17 protein-coding genes are annotated in these 17,863 nt (G+C 62.4%); 2 read left to right on the forward strand and 15 right to left on the reverse strand.

The genetic code is table 11. From position 1 onward, the window contains the following. Positions 1 to 37: 37 nt before the first annotated feature. The 9 genes from ACQKEN_RS13885 to ACQKEN_RS13925 all read right to left on the reverse strand — a co-directional run bounded on the left by ACQKEN_RS13885 (position 38) and on the right by ACQKEN_RS13925 (position 7,074). A complete protein-coding gene (locus tag ACQKEN_RS13885) occupies positions 38 to 274 on the reverse strand; it encodes a hypothetical protein (protein ID WP_427686245.1) in 237 nt (78 codons plus the stop codon). Positions 275 to 370: 96 nt separating this feature from the next. Beyond that, positions 371 to 1,162 carry an amino acid ABC transporter ATP-binding protein gene (locus ACQKEN_RS13890; RefSeq protein WP_427686247.1) on the reverse strand — a complete coding sequence of 264 codons (792 nt, stop codon included), beginning with the start codon at positions 1,160 to 1,162 and terminating at the stop codon, positions 371 to 373. Further along, positions 1,155 to 1,805 carry an ectoine/hydroxyectoine ABC transporter permease subunit EhuD gene (gene ehuD / locus ACQKEN_RS13895; RefSeq protein ID WP_427686249.1) on the reverse strand — a complete coding sequence of 217 codons (651 nt, stop codon included), beginning with the start codon at positions 1,803 to 1,805 and terminating at the stop codon, positions 1,155 to 1,157. The genes ACQKEN_RS13890 and ehuD overlap by 8 nt, the downstream gene beginning before the upstream one ends. Then, entirely contained in the window at positions 1,802 to 2,482 is a 681-nt protein-coding gene (ehuC, locus tag ACQKEN_RS13900; protein WP_427686251.1) for an ectoine/hydroxyectoine ABC transporter permease subunit EhuC, read from the reverse strand. The genes ehuD and ehuC overlap by 4 nt, the downstream gene beginning before the upstream one ends. Positions 2,483 to 2,705: 223 nt before the next feature. Then, positions 2,706 to 3,593: an ectoine/hydroxyectoine ABC transporter substrate-binding protein EhuB gene (gene ehuB, locus ACQKEN_RS13905; protein WP_427686253.1), complete on the reverse strand. Its 888-nt coding sequence runs from the start codon at positions 3,591 to 3,593 to the stop codon at positions 2,706 to 2,708. A 190-nt stretch (positions 3,594 to 3,783) separates the two neighbouring features. Next, entirely contained in the window at positions 3,784 to 4,305 is a 522-nt protein-coding gene (msrA, locus tag ACQKEN_RS13910) for a peptide-methionine (S)-S-oxide reductase MsrA (protein WP_427686256.1), read from the reverse strand. Positions 4,306 to 4,446: 141 nt separating this feature from the next. Then, positions 4,447 to 5,421: a GlxA family transcriptional regulator gene (locus ACQKEN_RS13915; protein WP_427686258.1), complete on the reverse strand. Its 975-nt coding sequence runs from the start codon at positions 5,419 to 5,421 to the stop codon at positions 4,447 to 4,449. A gap of 200 nt (positions 5,422 to 5,621) precedes the next feature. Next, positions 5,622 to 6,473, reverse strand: a complete 852-nt coding sequence (locus ACQKEN_RS13920) for a sensor histidine kinase (protein ID WP_427686260.1) — start codon at positions 6,471 to 6,473, stop codon at positions 5,622 to 5,624. A 289-nt stretch (positions 6,474 to 6,762) separates the two neighbouring features. Continuing rightward, positions 6,763 to 7,074 (reverse strand): cupin domain-containing protein, encoded by a 312-nt coding sequence (locus ACQKEN_RS13925; protein WP_427686262.1) that lies wholly within the window; start codon positions 7,072 to 7,074, stop codon positions 6,763 to 6,765. A gap of 306 nt (positions 7,075 to 7,380) precedes the next feature. Between ACQKEN_RS13925 and ACQKEN_RS13930 the strand changes: the two genes are divergently transcribed. Beyond that, positions 7,381 to 8,511 (forward strand): alkene reductase, encoded by a 1,131-nt coding sequence (locus tag ACQKEN_RS13930; protein ID WP_427686264.1) that lies wholly within the window; start codon positions 7,381 to 7,383, stop codon positions 8,509 to 8,511. A gap of 688 nt (positions 8,512 to 9,199) precedes the next feature. Here ACQKEN_RS13930 and ACQKEN_RS13935 read toward each other — a convergent pair. The 3 genes from ACQKEN_RS13935 to proP all read right to left on the reverse strand — a co-directional run bounded on the left by ACQKEN_RS13935 (position 9,200) and on the right by proP (position 11,887). Continuing rightward, positions 9,200 to 9,874, reverse strand: a complete 675-nt coding sequence (locus ACQKEN_RS13935) for an HAD family hydrolase (RefSeq protein ID WP_427686266.1) — start codon at positions 9,872 to 9,874, stop codon at positions 9,200 to 9,202. Positions 9,875 to 9,969: 95 nt separating this feature from the next. Beyond that, positions 9,970 to 10,212, reverse strand: coding sequence for a hypothetical protein (locus ACQKEN_RS13940; protein ID WP_427686267.1), 243 nt, complete (start codon positions 10,210 to 10,212; stop codon positions 9,970 to 9,972). Positions 10,213 to 10,384: 172 nt separating this feature from the next. Beyond that, on the reverse strand, positions 10,385 to 11,887 hold the full coding sequence (proP, locus tag ACQKEN_RS13945) for a glycine betaine/L-proline transporter ProP (protein WP_427686269.1): 1,503 nt from the start codon (positions 11,885 to 11,887) through the stop codon (positions 10,385 to 10,387). A 407-nt stretch (positions 11,888 to 12,294) separates the two neighbouring features. Between proP and ACQKEN_RS13950 the strand changes: the two genes are divergently transcribed. After that, positions 12,295 to 12,891 (forward strand): trypsin-like peptidase domain-containing protein, encoded by a 597-nt coding sequence (locus ACQKEN_RS13950; protein ID WP_427686271.1) that lies wholly within the window; start codon positions 12,295 to 12,297, stop codon positions 12,889 to 12,891. Here the strand turns inward: ACQKEN_RS13950 and ACQKEN_RS13955 are convergent, their stop codons facing one another. Genes ACQKEN_RS13955 through ACQKEN_RS13965 form a run of 3 tightly spaced genes read right to left on the reverse strand, consistent with a single transcriptional unit; the run spans position 12,892 to position 17,695 of the window. Next, positions 12,892 to 14,100, reverse strand: coding sequence for an HlyD family efflux transporter periplasmic adaptor subunit (locus ACQKEN_RS13955; RefSeq protein ID WP_427686273.1), 1,209 nt, complete (start codon positions 14,098 to 14,100; stop codon positions 12,892 to 12,894). After that, complete coding sequence (locus ACQKEN_RS13960) at positions 14,097 to 16,256, reverse strand: type I secretion system permease/ATPase (RefSeq protein WP_427686275.1); 2,160 nt, start codon at positions 16,254 to 16,256, stop codon at positions 14,097 to 14,099. The genes ACQKEN_RS13955 and ACQKEN_RS13960 overlap by 4 nt, the downstream gene beginning before the upstream one ends. Beyond that, entirely contained in the window at positions 16,253 to 17,695 is a 1,443-nt protein-coding gene (locus ACQKEN_RS13965; protein ID WP_427686347.1) for a TolC family outer membrane protein, read from the reverse strand. Before ACQKEN_RS13965 ends, ACQKEN_RS13960 begins: the two co-directional genes overlap by 4 nt. Between the last annotated feature and the right edge of the window lie 168 nt (positions 17,696 to 17,863).

The raw sequence follows: 17,863 nt of genomic DNA on the forward strand, positions 1-17,863 counted from the left end.
AGGGAGAAGGGCGGCAGAGAAACCGCCCTCGGGTCGATCAACGGCCGTCGGCGACCTTGCGTTCGATTTCGGCTGACTTCCTGTTCAGTTCTTCCGCGTCCTGTTCCTTTTCCCGAATCGAGGTCGGGGTGATGACTTCGTCCACCGCGCGGGTGTCGTCGTCCGGGTCATTGAGGTCTCGCTGCACGACGTTGACGGGTTTGCCGGCGCTGTCGAGGGTTGGCGCGTCAGGCTGCGTGACGTTGCGTGGGTCAACCGGGTTGTCGTTGCTCATGGATTCATCCTCGCTGTGGGGTATGAAGGTTGGATGTGTGGGCGGTCGGCGAGTTCGGGTTTTTTTCGACGTCGCGCCAACGGGGTCCAGACCGGATCAACGTTGCTCCACCAGATTGAGGAAACGTCGCGTGCGCTCGTTATCCGGGTCGACCAGTACCTCGGTCGGGGAGCCATCGGCGACGATGCGCCCGGCCTCCATGAACAGCACGCGGTCGGCGATGTCCTGGGCGAACTTCATTTCGTGGGTCACCAGCAGCATGGTCATCTGCTGCTCGTGGGCGATGGCGCGGATCACCGCCAGCACTTCGCCGACCAGCTCGGGGTCCAGCGCGGAGGTGACCTCGTCGAACAGCATCACCTGGGGCCGCATGGCCAGCGCCCGGGCGATCGCCACGCGCTGTTGCTGGCCGCCGGACAGCTGCGCCGGATAGGCATCGGCCTTGTGGCTCAACCCGACCAGCCCGAGGTATTGATGGGCGCGCTCCAGGGCCTCTTCGCGGCTCAGCCTGAGCACCTGAAGCGGCGCTTCCGTGACGTTCTGCTGCACGGTCAGGTGGGGGAACAGGTTGAACTGCTGAAACACCATGCCCACCCGGTGCACCACCGGCGGTTTTTTCGCGCCCGGCCAGTGCCAGTTGCCCGACTTGGCGGGCACCGGCGCGCCGGCCACCTCGATGCTGCCGTGCTGATAGGCCTCAAGGCCCTTGATCAGCCGCAGCACCGTGGATTTGCCCGAACCGCTGGGGCCGATCAGGGCGACTTTCTGGCCGGCGGGAATGCTCAGGTCCAGGTGATCGATGACCCGGGTTGCGCCGAAGTTTTTCACCACTTGCTTGAGGATGATCTGCGGCGAAGCGCCGGGCAGAGCGTGTGCGAGATCAGACATGGCTGCGCCTCTCGAAATATTTGAACAACAGGGAGGTCGGCACGCTGATCGCCAGAAACATCAGCGCCATCACCGTGTAGGGCTCGTTGTAGCGGTATGTCATGCCGGCAATCTGTTTGGCGGCCTGGAACAGCTCGGGAATGGTGATTACCGCCAGCAGCGGCGTTTCCTTGAACATGCCGATCAGGTAATTGCCGAGCACCGGCAGCATCGGCTTGAGGGCCTGGGGCAGGACGATCCGTCGCCACGTGGTGGCGCCGTCGAAATCCAGGGCCCTGGCCGCTTCCCATTGACCGGCCGGCACGCCTTCAATGGCACCGCGAAAGGCTTCGGCAATGTAGGCCGCGTAATACAGGCCAAGCCCGATCACCCCGGTGGAAATCGCCGGCAGGGTCAGGCCGGCCAGGGGCAGGGCGAAGAACAGCACGTACAGCTGAACCATCAGCGGCGTGTGGCGAAAGAAGCTCAGGTAACCGGCGCTGAGTCGTTGCACCAGCGGGTTTGTCGAGCGTTGAGAGATGGCCAGCAGCAGACCGAGCAGCACCGCCAGCAGGAAGCCGAGGATCACCACTTGCAGCGTCACCAGCAGTCCCTGAAACAGATCGGGGACGATGGACCAGGCGAAGGCGTAATCGAAGTTCATGGTGCGACCCCGCGACGCCAGTGGGTGACCCGTCGCTCATAGCGCTTGACCAGCCAGCTGAGCGGCCAGGCCATGACGAAGTAACACACCAGCACAATGCTCCAGATCAGCGTCTGCTGGCCCAGGGTGGTGATCAGTTGACCGCCGGAAAAGGTCAGGTCGCTGAGGGTGATGAGCGACACCAGCGAGGTGGTCTTCAGCAGTTCGACCAGTTGATTGCCCATCGGCGGCAGCATGAAGGGCAACGCCTGGGGCAGGATGATCCGGCGAAACGCTGTGATCGCGTCGAAGTCCAGGGCCTTGATCGCGTCCCGCTGGCCATGGGCGACATTGCTCAGGGCCGAACGGACGATTTCCGAACCGTAGGCGGAGAAGGTCAGGCCCAGGCCGAGAATCCCGGTGGTCATCGGCGCCAGGGTGATGCCGAACAGCGGCAGGATGAAGAACAGGTAGAACAGTAGCACCAGGGCGGAGATGCCGCGCAGGATTTCGACGTAGACCGTCGCGACCCAGCGCAGCACACGCCACGGCGACAAACGCATCAGCGCGATGACAAACGACATCACCACCACGACGACTTGGGCGAAGAAAGTGATTTCCAGGGTGACCAGTGCGCCGTTGGCCAGTTGGCGGGCGATGAAGCGCGCGGTGTCCAGGGTAGAAGCATCAAAAAGCATGGGCCGTACTCGTATGGGCTGGGGCCGTCATGTTGCGGGGCGAAAAATCAACTTTGCGGTGTGCCTACCGACGCCTTCCCGGCTAAAGCTGGTCCCACTGAATGCATGTGATCCCACAGTGGGACCGGCTTCAGCCGGGAAGAGGCCCGTGCTTGCGCCCTCGGTTTTGCGGTGTGCCCACCGACGCCTTCCCGGCTAAAGCCGGTCCCACAATTGATCAGTATCAGCGGCTGCAGCGTTGCTCGGCGGTGACGTCTGCGGGTGGCAGTTCGTTTTCGGTGTAGCCGTACTTCTGCAGGATCTTCAGCAGGTCGCCGGACGCGCGCAGTTTTGCCAGTTGCTCGTTGAACGCCTGGGTGAACGCCGGATCGTTTTTCGGCAGGCCGTAGGCGTGGTAATTCCAGGTCGGTTTGCCGTCGGCGTCCGGGATCTGCTCGAACGGCAGGGCCCGTTCAACCGGCGTGCCGTCGGCTTTTTTCAGCAGGCCGATGATCTCGGCATCGGGGAAGTACACCACGTCGACGCGATCGGCCTGCAGCGCGGCGAGGGCTTCGGTGTCCTTGTCGAAGAGCACGACGTTGCCATTGCTGATGCCGCTGTCCTTGGCTTCCTGCACCTGATTGCTGCCGGGCTGGGTTGCCAGGCGCGCCTTGCCGTTGGCCGCGACGTCCTTGAGGCTGTGCAGCTTCAGCGGGTTGCCGGCCTTGACCAGAAACGCGCCACCGGAACGGGTGACCGGGTTGGAATAGCCGATCACTTTGCAGCGCGCCGGGTTGATGAACAGGCCGGCACCGATCAGATCGAAACGGCCTGCCGCAAGACCCGGCACCAGCGAGCCGAACTCGGTGATCGGCAGTTCAACCTTGCTGATGCCCAGCGGTTCGAGAATGGCCCTGAGGATCTCGACGTTGGCCCCGACGATTTTCCCGTCGGTGCCCACGTACGCGTAGGGTTGCTCGTTGGCGATGCCGGCGGTCAGGCCCTGACTGCGGCCCTTTTCCAGCAGGCCGGCAACGGCAGAGAACGAAAACACGGCACTCAGCAGGAGCGCGGAGCCGAGTACGGCAGACAACGACAGGGATTTTCCAGCGATTGTAAGAGGGAAGGGCATGGCGGACTCGTGGCGTCAGTGGGGGCAGGAGAGCGGAAGCCGCGAATCATAAGAGTCTAAAAAAGATTAGATAAATATCTTTTAGTTATTAGTTTATGCACTTGGGCCCGATCGATACGCGCCGTGCGACGGCAACCGTATCCCCCTTGGACCGCTCTGGCAAGGCGGTCCCGGGGAATATCCGTGTCTATCAGGCGGTTTTCGAGGTGTCGCGGTGCGGCAGTTTCCAGCCAGCGCGAACGAAATGGCAGGTGTAGCCATTCGGGATACGCTCCAGGTAATCCTGATGCTCGGGTTCGGCTTCCCAGAACGGACCGGCCGGCGCGATTTCGGTGACGACCTTGCCCGGCCACAGGCCCGAGGCGTCGACATCGGCCACGGTGTCCAGCGCCACGGCTTTCTGCTGCTCGTTGAGGTAGAAAATCGCTGAGCGATAGCTCACGCCCTTGTCATTGCCCTGACGGTTCGGGGTCGACGGGTCGTGAATCTGGAAGAAGAATTCGAGAATGTCGCGGTAGCTGATCTTCTCGGGATCGAAAACGATTTCGATGGCTTCGGCGTGGGTGCCGTGGTTGCGATAGGTGGCGTTGTCAACGTCGCCGCCCGAGTAGCCGACGCGGGTCGACACGACGCCGGGGTAGCGGCGCAGCAAGTCCTGCATGCCCCAGAAGCAGCCTCCGGCAAGCAGCGCAGTTTCGGTGTGGGTAGTCATGGGCAAGTCCTTCCAGCGAGTGAACGGTGTGTGTCAGCCAGGCAGTTCAGTGTGCGTGTCTGCGAGCGTGTTGGCGAGTTTGTTGCGAGGGTGCGGCGTAACGCTCGCCTTGAAGATCAGATGACCAACGTGCGCACTCGTTCAGTCGCCACCGAACTGTTGCCGGTATTGGCCGGGTGTCACGCCGATGCGTTCATTGAATGCCTTGCGCATGTGCCGTGCGCTGCCGAAGCCGCAGCGACTGGCCACGACCTTGAGCGGCAGGTCGCTGCCTTCGAGCAGTTTGCGCGAATGATCGATGCGCGCGTTGAGCAGAAATTGCATGGGCGTCAGGCTGACTTCGCGCTGGAACGCCCGGGCGAAATTGCGCGGACTCATCGCGGCGAGGTCGGCCATGCGCTGCACGGTGTACGCCTCATCGATGTGGTCGACGACGTAGGCCTGCACCCGGGCAATCGCGCTGTCATCCCGGGGCACCGCCGCCAGCAGCGGGCCATAGGGCGTTTGTCCGCCCTGACGCTTCATCACCACCAGCAGCACTTTGGCCACTTCCAGGGCGATTTCCTTGCCGTGGTCTTCGGCGACGATGGCCAGGGCCATGTCGATCCCGGCGGTGATACCACCGGAGGTGATCAGGTTGCGGTCGACAACGTAGATCTGCTCGGTTTCGACGCGGGAAGCGGGGAAGCGCCGGGCCAGGCGCTCGACGTAATTCCAGTGGGTGGTGCAGCGATAACCGTCGAGCAGGCCGGCGTCCCCCAGCAGAAACGCGCCGGTGCAGATCGCCCCGAAACGGCGGGCGCCCTGGGCTGCTGAGGGTAGCCAGGCGGTGAGTTGAGGACGGCTGACGCCGTAGGCCCCCGGTCCGCCGGGGACCAGCAGCAGGTCGATGTCGGCCGGCAGATCGTCCAGCGCCAGGTCCGCCTGAACCTTGAGCCCGCAGGAGCTGCGGATGAGCAGCGGCGGTTCGGCCACGGTGATCAGTCGGTACTGTTTTTCCGGCGCCAGCAGTCGATTGGAAATCGAAAAGACGTCCATGGGACCGGTCACGTCGAGCATGAGCACGTCGTTGAACAGCACCATCGCCACTGTTTTTTGCCTTGGAATGTCGCGCATGCCTCGATCGCCTATTCATTGCCGCCATTGCCAGGGCAGGGGGCACGAGCCTGAATCCAGGCGGCATTCTAGGGGATTGCGCGAATGAATGTGAATGATTGGCGTTTGGACGCAATGGAGGTGTGCGGCGTGGTCGGCGCGGTTGATCGAACGGGCTTGATGAGGCGTCATTGGGGGATGGCGAGCCTGACGGCAGCTTTTCAGTAACAGCAGGTCGGCAGCTGAAAACAGATGCGTGCGCCGCCGCTGGCCGAAGCCTGTGCCCAGATACGCCCGTGGTGTGCGTCGACCACCGCGCGACAGATCGCCAGCCCGACGCCGAGGCCGCTGTTCTTGGTGGTGTAAAACGCGCCGAAGATCTGCTCGCGCCGGCCTGCCGGAATGCCCGGGCCGTTGTCCTCGATGCACACTTCGACGCCGTCGTTGAGGGTAAACGAGTTGATGCGCAGGACAGCGGCGTCGCGGCCAGAGCCGGCCATGGCTTCTACGGCATTGGTGATGAGGTTGACCAGCAGCTGCTGCAACTGCACGGGGTCAGCGACGATCGATTGATCAACGAATAAACCGGTTTCGACTCTTACCTGCTGTGCAGTGAGCGCAGGCTGGGTGAGGCGAATGGCTTCGCGAATGACGTCGTCAATCTTCAGGATCTGCAGCTGCAAAGGCGCCTGACGGGCCAGCGCGCCGAGGGCTTTGACGATGTTGGCGGCGCGTTCGCAGCCGGCACGGATGTCCTTCAGGCCGGCGATGGCTTCTTCGACATCCGGTACGTCGCGCTGCAGCCAGCGCAGGCTTGCGGCGGCGTTGGCGGCGATGCCCAGCAGAGGCTGGCAGATTTCATGGGCAATGGAAGCGCTGAACTCGGCCATCTTCCGGGCATGAAGGCTTTGGGCGTAATCGCTCTGCGCGGCGTCCTGATGGCAGGGGGGAGCGAAACGCGGTGTCGGCTGCGCAAGAGGGTGCAGAGAAGGGTGCCGAATCGTGTCGGGCCAGTGTTGTTCCACCGGCTGCGGGAAGCGGCTATAGAGAGGAGATTGATGTTCGTCCAGCATCGTAGCCCCCGGCGGTTCGAAGTCCTGTGCTTCGTCGCGCTTGAGTATACGCAGCGTGTCCGCCCTGGAACGGCGATGAGGGCGCTTTGGCAGAAACGGGCACCCTGATGTCTGTCAGGGTCCCCACACAGGGTGAACCGAAGGCCGACGATGCCGTCCGGCAAGCGCGAAACCCGTAGAAGCCGGCTCGCTGGCGAACGCGGTGTGTCAGTCACTCTCGCAGCGCCTGGACGGCTGCATTCGCCAGCAAGCCGGCTCCCACAGAGTTAAATCGTCAGGCTGCTCTCTCTCAAACGCTGCCCTCGCTCTCGATCACCAGAATCCGCGCTTCACCCAGCGGATGGGCGACGTGGGCTGTGCCGATGGAGGCGTAGAAAATGTCCCCGGTGTGCAGCACGGTGTTCTGCTCGACGCCGTTTTGCCTGAAGCGCATTTCCACCTGACCGTCCAGCACCACAAACACCTCCTGACCGTCATTGACGTGCCATTTGTACGGCTGGTCCGTCCAGTGCAGTCGCGTGGTAATGCCGTTCATGTTGGCAATGTCCAACGCGGCCCACGGGCGGTCACCGGTGAAGTCTTTGCTGCGAATGATGTTCATGGGGGTGCCTGTTGGACGTGCGGGTTGGCGACCGGGAACCGCGTTATTGCGGTATCAGTGGCTCAAGTTGGATGCGTGGAATCATAAGCGCGCGATTGCCCAGTGCAACGGCTCGCGAGGGCAGGCGGGCTCAAAAGCGCAAGATTCTGCAAGTGGCGATGTCCGGGGGCGATGTCCGGAATCATTGCGGATCTGACATTGCCGGGTCTGCAGCCGGCCTTTAGACTCCCGGCCATCCACTAGACGACTGGTCTACGCGGTTCGATCTAGCCAACACTTTCAACGACTTGAACGGAGTAATACCCCATGGCTACGCAACCCTTGCTCACCCACGTCAACCTTGGCCGGCACGTGCTGAAAAACCGCATTGCTTTCCCTCCGTTGACCCGCCAGAGAAGCCTGCAGCCCGGCAATATCCCTTCGGACCTGATGGCTACTTATTACCAGCAGCGCGCGTCCGCCGGTTTCATGATTACTGAAGGCACCCAGATCGAGCCGCGGGGCCAGGGTTATGCGTGGACACCGGGCATCTACACCGCTGAGCAGGTCGAAGGGTGGCGCAAAGTGACTGACGCGGTGCATGCGCAAGAGGGCGTGATCTTTGCCCAGCTTTGGCACGTCGGCCGTGTGTCTCACCACGCGCTGCAGCCCAACGGCGAAGCACCGGTTGCGCCTTCGGCGATCCCGGTGGCCAACGCCAAGGCGTTCATCGAAACCACGCCCGGCGCCGGGCAACTGGTGGTGCCGCCAACGCCTCGCGCCTTGAGGGTCGAAGAAATCCGCGAGCTGGTGAAGCTGTATGCCCAGGCGGCGAAAAACGCGATCGACGCGGGTTTTGACGGCGTGGAAATTCATTCGGCAAATGGTTATCTGGTGAACCAGTTCATCTCCGAACACGCCAATCACCGCGACGACGAATACGGCGGCTCCCTGGAAAACCGCCTGCGTTTCCTGAGCGAGATCGTCACTGCGGTTTCAGAGGCAATAGGCGCTGACCGCCTTGGCGTGCGCTTCGCACCACTGTTCGCCAGCACCGACGAAGAACGCGTCTACATCGGCCTGGTGGAAAGCGACCCGCACCACACCTACGTCGAAGCCATCAAGGTCCTGGAAAACGCCGGCGTCGCCTACGTGTCCATCGCCGAAGCCGACTGGGACAACGCCCCTGAGCTGCCGGAAACCTTTCGCAAAGCCATTCGCGAGGCCTTCAGTGGCCGCATCATGTACGCCGGACGCTACACCGCCGAGCGCGGCAACCGCCTGATCGACGCCGGCCTCGCCGACCTCATCGCCTTCGGCCGCCCCTTCATCGCCAACCCCGACCTGCCGGCCCGCATCGCCAACGGCTGGCCCCTCAACCCGGTCAACCCGGCCACCTTATATGGCGGGACCGAAGAGGGTTATATCGACTACCCGGTTTATAAGGCGGGTGAGTAACACCTGACCGGCGTAGCTGGGAGGGGCGACGCGGAGCGTCGGAGGATTCATTCCCACGCGGAGCGTGGGAACGATCAACGCGTGGGGTCTGGAGCCGATTTCAACGGCCAAGATTAGTGGCGCATACTGGCCTCTTCCCGGCTGAAGCCGGTCCCACTAAGCGTGCAGTCTGGAGCCGGAGCAACGATCAATTACCTGCGTCTGGTCAGCGGTTGATCTGTGTTTGATTCTGGCCGCCAGGCCGTAGGAGCCGGCTTGCTGGCGAATGCGTCGGGTCAGTCGATTTCATTAGTGCTGACCCACCGCGTTCGCCAGCAAGCCGGCTCCTACAGAGGAACGCATTCAGTCAGTGGCACCGGCTTCAGCCGGGAAGCAGCTGATCCGACTGTGATCCGCTTGTGATCTGCCTTTGATCTTCGTACGCAGGAAGTCCAGGCGACACCAATCGCGACTTGGGTGCAGGCTGAACGCAGGTCTCGCGCATTGGGCCGAGCCGCATGGATGCGGCGAGAGCGCCGTCAGGACATGGATGTCCGTTCGGCGCGGGCCCACGGAGCGGGGCCGGAGTGAAGGAACCCCGACGCAGGAGGGGCCCAACCAGGAGCATAAGCCCTTGGTTACTTGGGGCTTTATCAAGTAACTCGCCGAAGGCGAAACAGTCTGCCCCCAGGCAGACGCTTTTAAGCTTCTAATCCCGCGTTGCGACCTCATCCAGATGATTAAGCAACGCCAGCGGATCCTCATACACCCGCAACGCACCCGCGCGCTCCAACTCGCTCACGTCATACCCTCCGGACAACAGCCCGATGCCCGTCGCCTTGCACCGCCGCGCCGCCAACATGTCCCAGATCGCATCACCGACCACCAGACAATCCTCGATCCTCGCGTCAATCTTCTTCGCAGCCGTCACAAACAAATCCGGGTCCGGCTTGCCGTTCTTCACATCATCCCGCGTAATCAAATTGATCTTCTTCGGGTCCAGCCCCAACGCCCTCAAATTAATCTTCGCCGTCGACATCTCCCCACTCGTCGCGATGCACCAGGGAAAGCCCTCGTCATCCAGTGTCTTCAGCAAATCAACAGCGCCCGGCAAGGCGATGATCTGATCCTGGGTTCTCTCATACGCCTCGGCGTGCCGTTTACTCAAACGCTCGGCCTGCGCCTCACTGATCTGCATCCCGGTTTCCCGGGACAGCATCTTCAGCATCAGGCCGCCGCTCATACCGATCTTGCGGTGGATCCGCCACATCGCCAGCGGAATGTTCTCCGAATCGAGGGCTTCTTTCCACGCCGTGACGTTCTGATAAACGCTGTCGGTCAAGGTGCCGTCGAGGTCGAAAAGAAAGGAAGTATTGGATCGCATGGTGTGGCTCCGTTGGTCAACCTGTCATCCGCTGACAATGGCTAAAAAGTAAAAAGGGGTGCGCCCGGCGCTCAGGCAAGCTGCACAACGTCGGCTCAGGACAACCCGAGTGTCAGCCGCTTCAACCGCGACGCCACGACGCCGTCGTAGAACTCGGAAAGCTGCTCGGCCTGCTGCGCGTCAATCCCGCCGCAGCAACGCAGACCAAGCACGAACCCATTGGCCTGAGCGCCGTTCTTGACCACATCGATGGTCGAGCGAGAGGCGCGTATGTCGGCCAGGATCATTTCGCTTTGCGGTCGCAGTACGGGGGGCAAGTGATCAAGGATGTCGGTCATGGGGAAGGCTGCCTTTCAGTTCTCTGTCCGCCTGTCAGTGCCTGCACAGAAGCGGGCGAATGCTCATGCAAGACCTGACCGGGAGAGGGACGCAGCGGTTCCGACAAATTTGCCGAAATGGCCGCGAACGGCAGGGGATACTGTCGCGGCCATCTGTTTGGATAAGTGGCTGTCAATCTATACGCGGGTGCTGCTGAACCAATGTCTCGCGTTTGGCTTGCAACTCGGCAATCTGCGTGTCGATGTCTTCGATCTTCTGCTCAATGTTGTCGTGATGCTCCTGCAGCAGCTCACGGGCTTCGTTGAGGTCCGATGCCGCCGGCGCAGCGCCCCGCAGAGGCTTATTGGCGGTTTCCTTCATGGTCAGGCCGGTGATCAGGCCCACCACAGCGACGACCATCAGGTAGTACGCCGGCATGTACAGGTCCTGAGTGGTTTCCACCAGCCAGGCGACCACGGTCGGGGTCAGGCCGGCGATCAACACCGACACGTTAAAGGCACTGGCCAGCGCGCTGTAACGGATGTGGGTGGGAAACATCGCCGGCAGGGTCGAGGCCATGACACCGATGAAGAAGTTGAGGATCACCGCGATCATCAGCAAGCCGGCGAAGATCAAGCCGAGCTGGCCGCTGTTGATCAGTTTGAACGCCGGAATCGACAGCACCAGCAAGGCGATGCTGCCGGCGATGATGAAGGGGCGACGGCCGATCTTGTCGCTGAGGAAACCAATCAGCGGCTGCACGAACAGCATGCCGACCATGATGGCCACGATGATCAGTACGCCGCGGTTCTCGCTGTAATGCAGGTTGTGCGAGAGGTAACTCGGCATGTACGTCAGCAGCATGTAATACGTGACGTTGGTCGCCGCAACCACACCGATGCAGGTCAGCAGGCTGCGCCAGTGTTTGGTGGCGACTTCCTTGAACGAGACTTTCGGGCCGTGGGCCAGGCCTTCGCGGTCGCCTTGTTCGAGTTTTTCAACGTGCTGCTGGAATGCCGGGGTTTCCTCCAGCGCGTTACGCAGGTACAGGCCGATCATGCCCAGGGGCAGGGCGAGGAAGAACGGCAGGCGCCAGCCCCATTCGAGGAACTTCTCCTCGCCGACCACCGACGAGATGAGCACCACGACGCCGGCACCGAGCACGAACCCGGCGATCGAGCCGAAGTCCAGCCAGCTGCCGAGGAACCCGCGTTTGCGGTCAGGCGCGTATTCAGCCACGAAGATTGACGCGCCGGTGTATTCGCCACCAACCGAAAAACCCTGAGCCATTTTCGCCAGCAGCAGAAGGATCGGCGCCCAGATGCCGATCGATTCATACGAGGGAATCAGCCCGATGGCAAAGGTGCTGAGGGACATGATGACGATGGTGGCGGCGAGGACTTTCTGTCGCCCGTACTTGTCGCCGATGGCGCCGAAGAACACGCCGCCGATGGGGCGAATCAGGAAGGGCACGGAAAAGGTCGCGAGGGCCGCAATCATCTGCACGCTGGGGTCGGCGCCGGGGAAGAAGATCTTGCCCAGTGCGTAGGCCACGAAGCCGTAGACGCCGAAGTCGAACCATTCCATTGCGTTGCCCAGGGCAGCGGCCGTGATGGCCTTCCGCATCTTGGCATCGTCGACAATAGTGATGTCTTGCAACCCGATCGGGTTGACGGTTTTCTTGCGTGATCTCATAAAAGTCTCGGCAGCTGTAAGTGTGACGTTGCGACATTGTGGCGATCAGGTCTCTGGCCTCGGCAGCGGGCACACTCGTCTGGAGGGGCCGTACTGTCGTAATAGTGGCAGGCTTATCAGCATCAGATAGGCGCAGGGCCTGAATAATTCAGAAACATCTCTAATTTATTCATAATCCATACAAATGAGTGTTTCATAGACCAGATCGATCAATTGATAGATCCGAATAGGTTGGATCCAATAACCTGAGTGCATTACCGCTAGTCGGGCGGTAGTTACACTCTATTGCCAAAGTGATGGCGCAATGACATATTCACTTCCGTCATCCACCCTCACACACGGAAAACCAGATGCGCCCCCTCAAGTCACTTGTTGCAGCCTCAGTGCTGATCAGCGGGTGCAACGGAATGCCCACCGCTTTTACCCAGGATCCTGTCTTTGACCAAGCCTTCGTCGTCCACTCCGGTGCGCCATTGCCCTATCTGTTGATGGGCACCGCGATCCAGTGGAATGAAGATTATGCGGTGACCGTCAAGCACATCCCTTACATCTCGGGCGCGGTGTTTCAGGGGCAGGGCGACGTGCAGTTCTTCAAGCACAAGGCCGATTCCGTTCCGATGTGGCGTTCATACCAGCCGGGTGAAGAGCTCACCTCCGTGGGCTACAACTCCGCTTACATGTCGGTGAAAGGCACAGGCCATGCGCTGCCAGCGATGGTTCGTCTGGACGCTAAAGAAGGCAACGTGATGTACGGCACCCATGATGGCCCGGTGGCCAAGGGCATGTCGGGCGGTCCGGTATTCGCCGCAGATGGCAAGGTGGTGGGGATCACCGTGGCGTTGTTGACCTCCAGCGACCTGGCCAAGATCAAGCGTCCGGACCTGGCCACCCAGCCACGGGTCAGCATCTTCATGCCGTACAACGAAATCAACCGCGAATGGACCCGTTACATGGCGCAGCTCAAGCCTGCCACGCCAGCACCGACGAACCTCGCGGTCAACTGATCACCGCTCGCGCAGGGCTTCACGGGCACGGTTGAGGGGTTTGATCAGGTAATCCAGCACGGTTTTTTCACCGGTGCGGATGTCCACCGTGGCGATCATCCCGGGGACGATGGCAAAGGTCTTGCCTGCCTTGTTGCGCAGCACGTCCGAGTCCGTGCGGATGTACACCCGGTAGTAGAAAATTTCCGGCTTCACCTCGTCCTGAATCGTGTCCGGCGAGATGGTCACCACCTTGCCGTCGAGGCTGCCGTAGATCGAATAGTCATAGGCCGTGATTTTCACCTTGGCCTGCTGCTCGGGGTGAATGAAGGCGATGTCCCGGGGCGAGATACGGGTTTCGATCAGCAGTTGCTCATCCAGCGGGACGATCTGCATCAATTGCCCGTTGGGCGGCACGACCCCGCCAATGGTGGTGACTTTGATGTCCTTGACGATGCCGCGCACCGGCGAGCGCAAGGTCAGGCGTGACAACGAATCGCTGCGGCCGCGGATCACCGCCGACAGCATCTGCGCCTCGGCGTTTGCTTTGGCCAGGTCTTCGCGGGCATGCACCATATATTCGGAACGCGCCTCGGTGGCCTTGAGCTCAAGCTCGGAGCGCTGACGGTTCAGGCGCAGCACTTCGACCCGGCTTGAGGCGCCGATCTTCGCCAGGTTCTCGGTGATGGCCAGTTCGCTGCGCACCAGCTTCAGCGAGCTTTCTATACCGGTCAGCGTTTCGCTCAGGCCCCTGCGCCGGGCGTTGAACAAATCGGTTTCGGCGCGGCGCAGCTCCGGGTACTTGTCGAGCGACCCATCGAAGGTCAGCGGCTTCTCGCTGACTTCGGCCTGCAACCGATTGACGCTGGCCAGCGCCGCCCGGTACTTGGCCTCGCTCTCTCCCACGTTCGATTCACTCTTCACCGCATCCAACTGGGCCAGCACTTGGCCGCGCTCCACCAGCGTACCTTCGCTGACGTTCAACTCCTTGATGATCCCGCCCTCCATGGACTGAATCAGTTGCTCTCTGGAGCTGGGCACCACCTTGCCGGTGCCGGTGGACACTTCCACCACCTGAAACCAGGCTGCCCAGGCAAGAAAGCACGCCAGCATCAGCGCACAGGTCCAGATCACCCGCGCGCTCCCGGTGATGCTGCGCTCGTCTTTGCCGTCCAGGTAGGTGATCTGGTCGGCGAGCCGTGGGGTTTGCTCCGTGGTCAGTGCGTTCATGCCTGCGCTCCTTGCGGCTGTCTGAGTCGGGTGAGGGCGGCGTCGCGGTGGTCATCGATGACGATGCGGCCGTTGTCCAGCACGATGATCCGTTCCACCAGTTGCAGCAGGCTGACCCGGTGGGTGGCGACGATCAGGGTGCGGCCCTGACACCAGGTCGAGAGTTTCTCCAGCAACTGGCGTTCGGTGATGTCATCCAGCGAGGCGGTGGGTTCGTCCAGCAGCAGGACCTGGGGCTGGCGAATCAGCAAGCGTGACAGCAGCAGGCTCTGGCGCTGACCGCCGGACAGGCCCAAACCCCCTTCGAGAATCAGGTGGTCCATGCCCTTGGGCATCTGGCGGACGAACTCCAGCGCGCCGGTCACCGACAGGGCGGCGATGATTTCCTGATCGCTGGCCTGGCCCGCGCCGAGGGTGATGTTGTCCCGCAGGGTGCCGTGAAACAGCCGCGCCTGCTGCGACATCAGCCCGACGTCCCGGCGCAGGTCGGCCGGGTCGAGGTGAGCGAGGGAGATGCCATCCACGGTGGTCTCGCCGCTGGACAAATCCATCGAACCCGCCAGCGCCTGCAGCAGCGTGGACTTGCCCGCGCCATTGCGTCCGAGAATGGCGACGCGTTCCCCCGGGCGAATGTTCAGGTTGATGCCGCTCAGGGCAGGGGAAGCCTCTTCGCTATACTTGAAGCCGGCCTGACGCAGCACGTAGTCACCGCGAATGGCGGGCACATGCACGCGCTGGCTGCCTTCGGGGTGATCGACTGGCATCTGCATCAGCCGATTGAGCCCTTGCAGCGCCACTTTCGCCTGTTGCCAGCGAGTCAGCACGTGGGTCAGCTGCGCCATCGGCGCCATCATCCGCGAGGCCAGCATCGAGGCGGCCACCAGGCTGCCGGTGGTGAGGTCGCCGCCAATCACCATGGGCGCACCGAACACGATGACCACGGCAAAGACCGCACCCTGAACGTTCTGGGTCCAGGCCACCAGGCTGTTGGTGAGCGAACGCAGTTTCAGGCTGCTGTCGGCGGACGCGGCGTTGTAATGATTCCACTGCTGCTGGAAACGTTGCTCGGCCTGCAGCGCCTTGATGTCGTCCATGCCCTGTACGGCTTCCACCAGCATGGCGTTGCGCAGTGCGGCTTCGCGCATCGAGGCATTGGCCAGCCGGGCCAGCTTGCGTTGGGCAAGGACGCCGGGCAACACCATCGCCACCAGCGCGACCAGAGGAATCAGCACCAACGCCCCGCCAATCAGATAGAACACCAGCAAGAACAGGAAGAAGAACGGCATGTCCGCCAGCGCCGTCGCGGTGCTGGAGGTGATCAGGTCGCGGATCTGCTCCAGCTCGCGCAGTTGCGAGATGAAGGAACCGGTGGATTTTGGCCGCGCCGAGTTACGCAGGCGCAGGGCGTGGCCGAAGACCAGGTCCGAGACCCGCAGGTCGGCACGCTTGCCCAGCACGTCGGTGATGCGCAGACGCATGATGCGCATGACGAAGTCGAACACCAGCGCCAGCATCACGCCGCCAAACAGCACGTACAGGGTCGGCAGGGACTCGGCCGGAATCACCCGGTCGTAGACCTGCATGGAAAAAAGTACGCCGGCCATGCCCAGTAGGTTGGCGACCAGCGACGCCAGCATCACCTGCCGGTAAGGGCGCAGGTCACTGAGGACAATGCGCCGGAACCAGTGCTCGTCGTAGGGCTTGATGTAGTCGTCGGTGCGCACGTCGCTCAGCGGTTGAATGGGCCGCAGGATCACCGTGCGCAGCGCCTGATCGGCCAGCACCGCCGGGTCGATGCGGCTTTGCAGGCCCTGATCGCCACTGTAGGCGATGCCCAGTTCGCCTTGCTCGCTGACACTTTCGATCACGCCAACCTGGCCGTCGCGCAGTTGCACCAGCAGCGGCGTGCGCCAGCGCGACAGGCTCTTGCGATCGTAGTTGGCGAACTTGACGCTCAGGCCCGCCTGCCGCGCCATGTAGCGGACCACTTCTTCGACGCGGCCCTCGCTGTTGGTCGAGGCCAGACGAATGCTTTCCGGTGACACGTCGAGGCGGTAATGCCGGGCGACGGTGAGGATGGCTTCCAGCCACGGCGAGTAGTCCGGACGGTTGGGGCCTGCCGCAGGCGCTTCGGGGATGACGATGGTCTCGGTCATGGCAGGATCTCCACGTGCTGGATGGTGCTGTGGTCGATGCCGAACGCGCGGCGCAGCGAACCGCTGTTGTACAGGCAGTCGATTTGCAGGCGGCGCAGGTCGGCCTGGGTGTTGGCCAGGTCGAAGCGCGACTGGTGGATTTCCTGCTCGGCGTTGAGCAGATCAAGCAACGGCCGGGTGCCCAGTTCCAGGTACTGCCGGCCATACAACTCGCGGGCTTCGGTGATGCTGGTCTGCCGGGATTCCAGCGAGCTGAGCCGGCGCGTCAGGCCCGACGTCTGCGCCTGCGCTTCGCCCAGCCCTTGCCGCGCCTGCAAGCGAGCAGCGTCTTCGGCGGAATCGGCGGCGGTCAGCGCATAGTTGGCGGCGCGACTCCGGGCGCTGATGGCGCCGCCCTGATAGATAGGCACCTCCAGATTCAGAAAGATCCCGGCCTGGGTGCGATTGATCCTCGTGTTCTGGTCGTCGTAATGGTCGTCCAGAAACTGGTTGATCGACGGCTGCAACGACAGCGTCGGGTAGGCTTCGGCCTTGGCCTGGGCCAGTTCGGCCTGGGCTTGGGTCCGCTGGGCGGCGGCATGCAGGACGGCGGGGAGGGCGTCAGTGCTGACCGGCGCGGTGCAGGCGTCGGTCATCGCGTTGCTGAAGGTGTCGCTGACCCGGGGAGGGGTCTGCCGACCGAGCAGGTTGGTCAGCGTCGACTGCCAGCGCGCGTACTGCGCTTTGTACTCTTGCAGCGTGGCCATGCCGCCCTCGGCGCGGGACTGCGCCTGAACCACATCGGAGCGGGTGCTGGCGCCCATGTCGCTGCGCTGTTTGGCCAGCTCGACGATGTCGCCGATGCCGCGGATCTGCTCCCGGGCGATGTCCACCAGACGCTGATAGCGCTGGACTTCGATGTAGGCGAACGCGGTGTCGCGGCTGACCTGATCGATGGTCAGCAGAATGCTTGCCTGGCTGCGCGCCACCTTGGCCCGGGCCGCCTCGACCGAGTTCGACACCTTGCCGAAGTCATAGAGCATCTGTTTAAGGGAGATGCTCACCGACTGGCTGGCGTCGTCGCTGCCGTAGCCGCTGGTGTAGCCGCCTTTTATCCCGCCGGAAATCTGCGGGTAGTAACCGGCTTCGGCCACGTTGATGCCCTCGGCCTGTTGATACAAGGTGCCGATCGCTTCGCTGATGCTGGGATGCCAGTCAACGGCGACCCTGACCGCCTGCTCAAGGCCCAGGGTCTGGCTGTCTTCCTTGACCGCCACCGCGCCGGGCGCGGAATTGGCACTGGTATTGGCATTGGCACCGCCTTTAGCAGTGCTTCTGGACTTGCCTGCAGGGCCATCGCCCTTGCGCCTTGAATCCTCGGGCCTGGCTTGCAAGCGCGAAGGGCTGATGCTGCGCAGGCCGGGATCGATCTGATCCTCCGCCAGCGCAACGGAAAACATCGGGTGACACAGGCCGAGGGTCAGGACGACCGCCGGCCATTTCTGCTTGCGAACGCGCTCCACATGGCTTCCTTACTGTACGAATACAGAGCTTCCCTTTTTAGGCAATCAACCGGCCGGCCGCAACGATCGACCGGTTGAACCCCGCCGCTGGCAGCGCCAGAGGGC

Origin of the sequence: Pseudomonas sp. NPDC078416, assembly GCF_050268485.1 — a bacterium.
Classification (GTDB): domain Bacteria; phylum Pseudomonadota; class Gammaproteobacteria; order Pseudomonadales; family Pseudomonadaceae; genus Aquipseudomonas.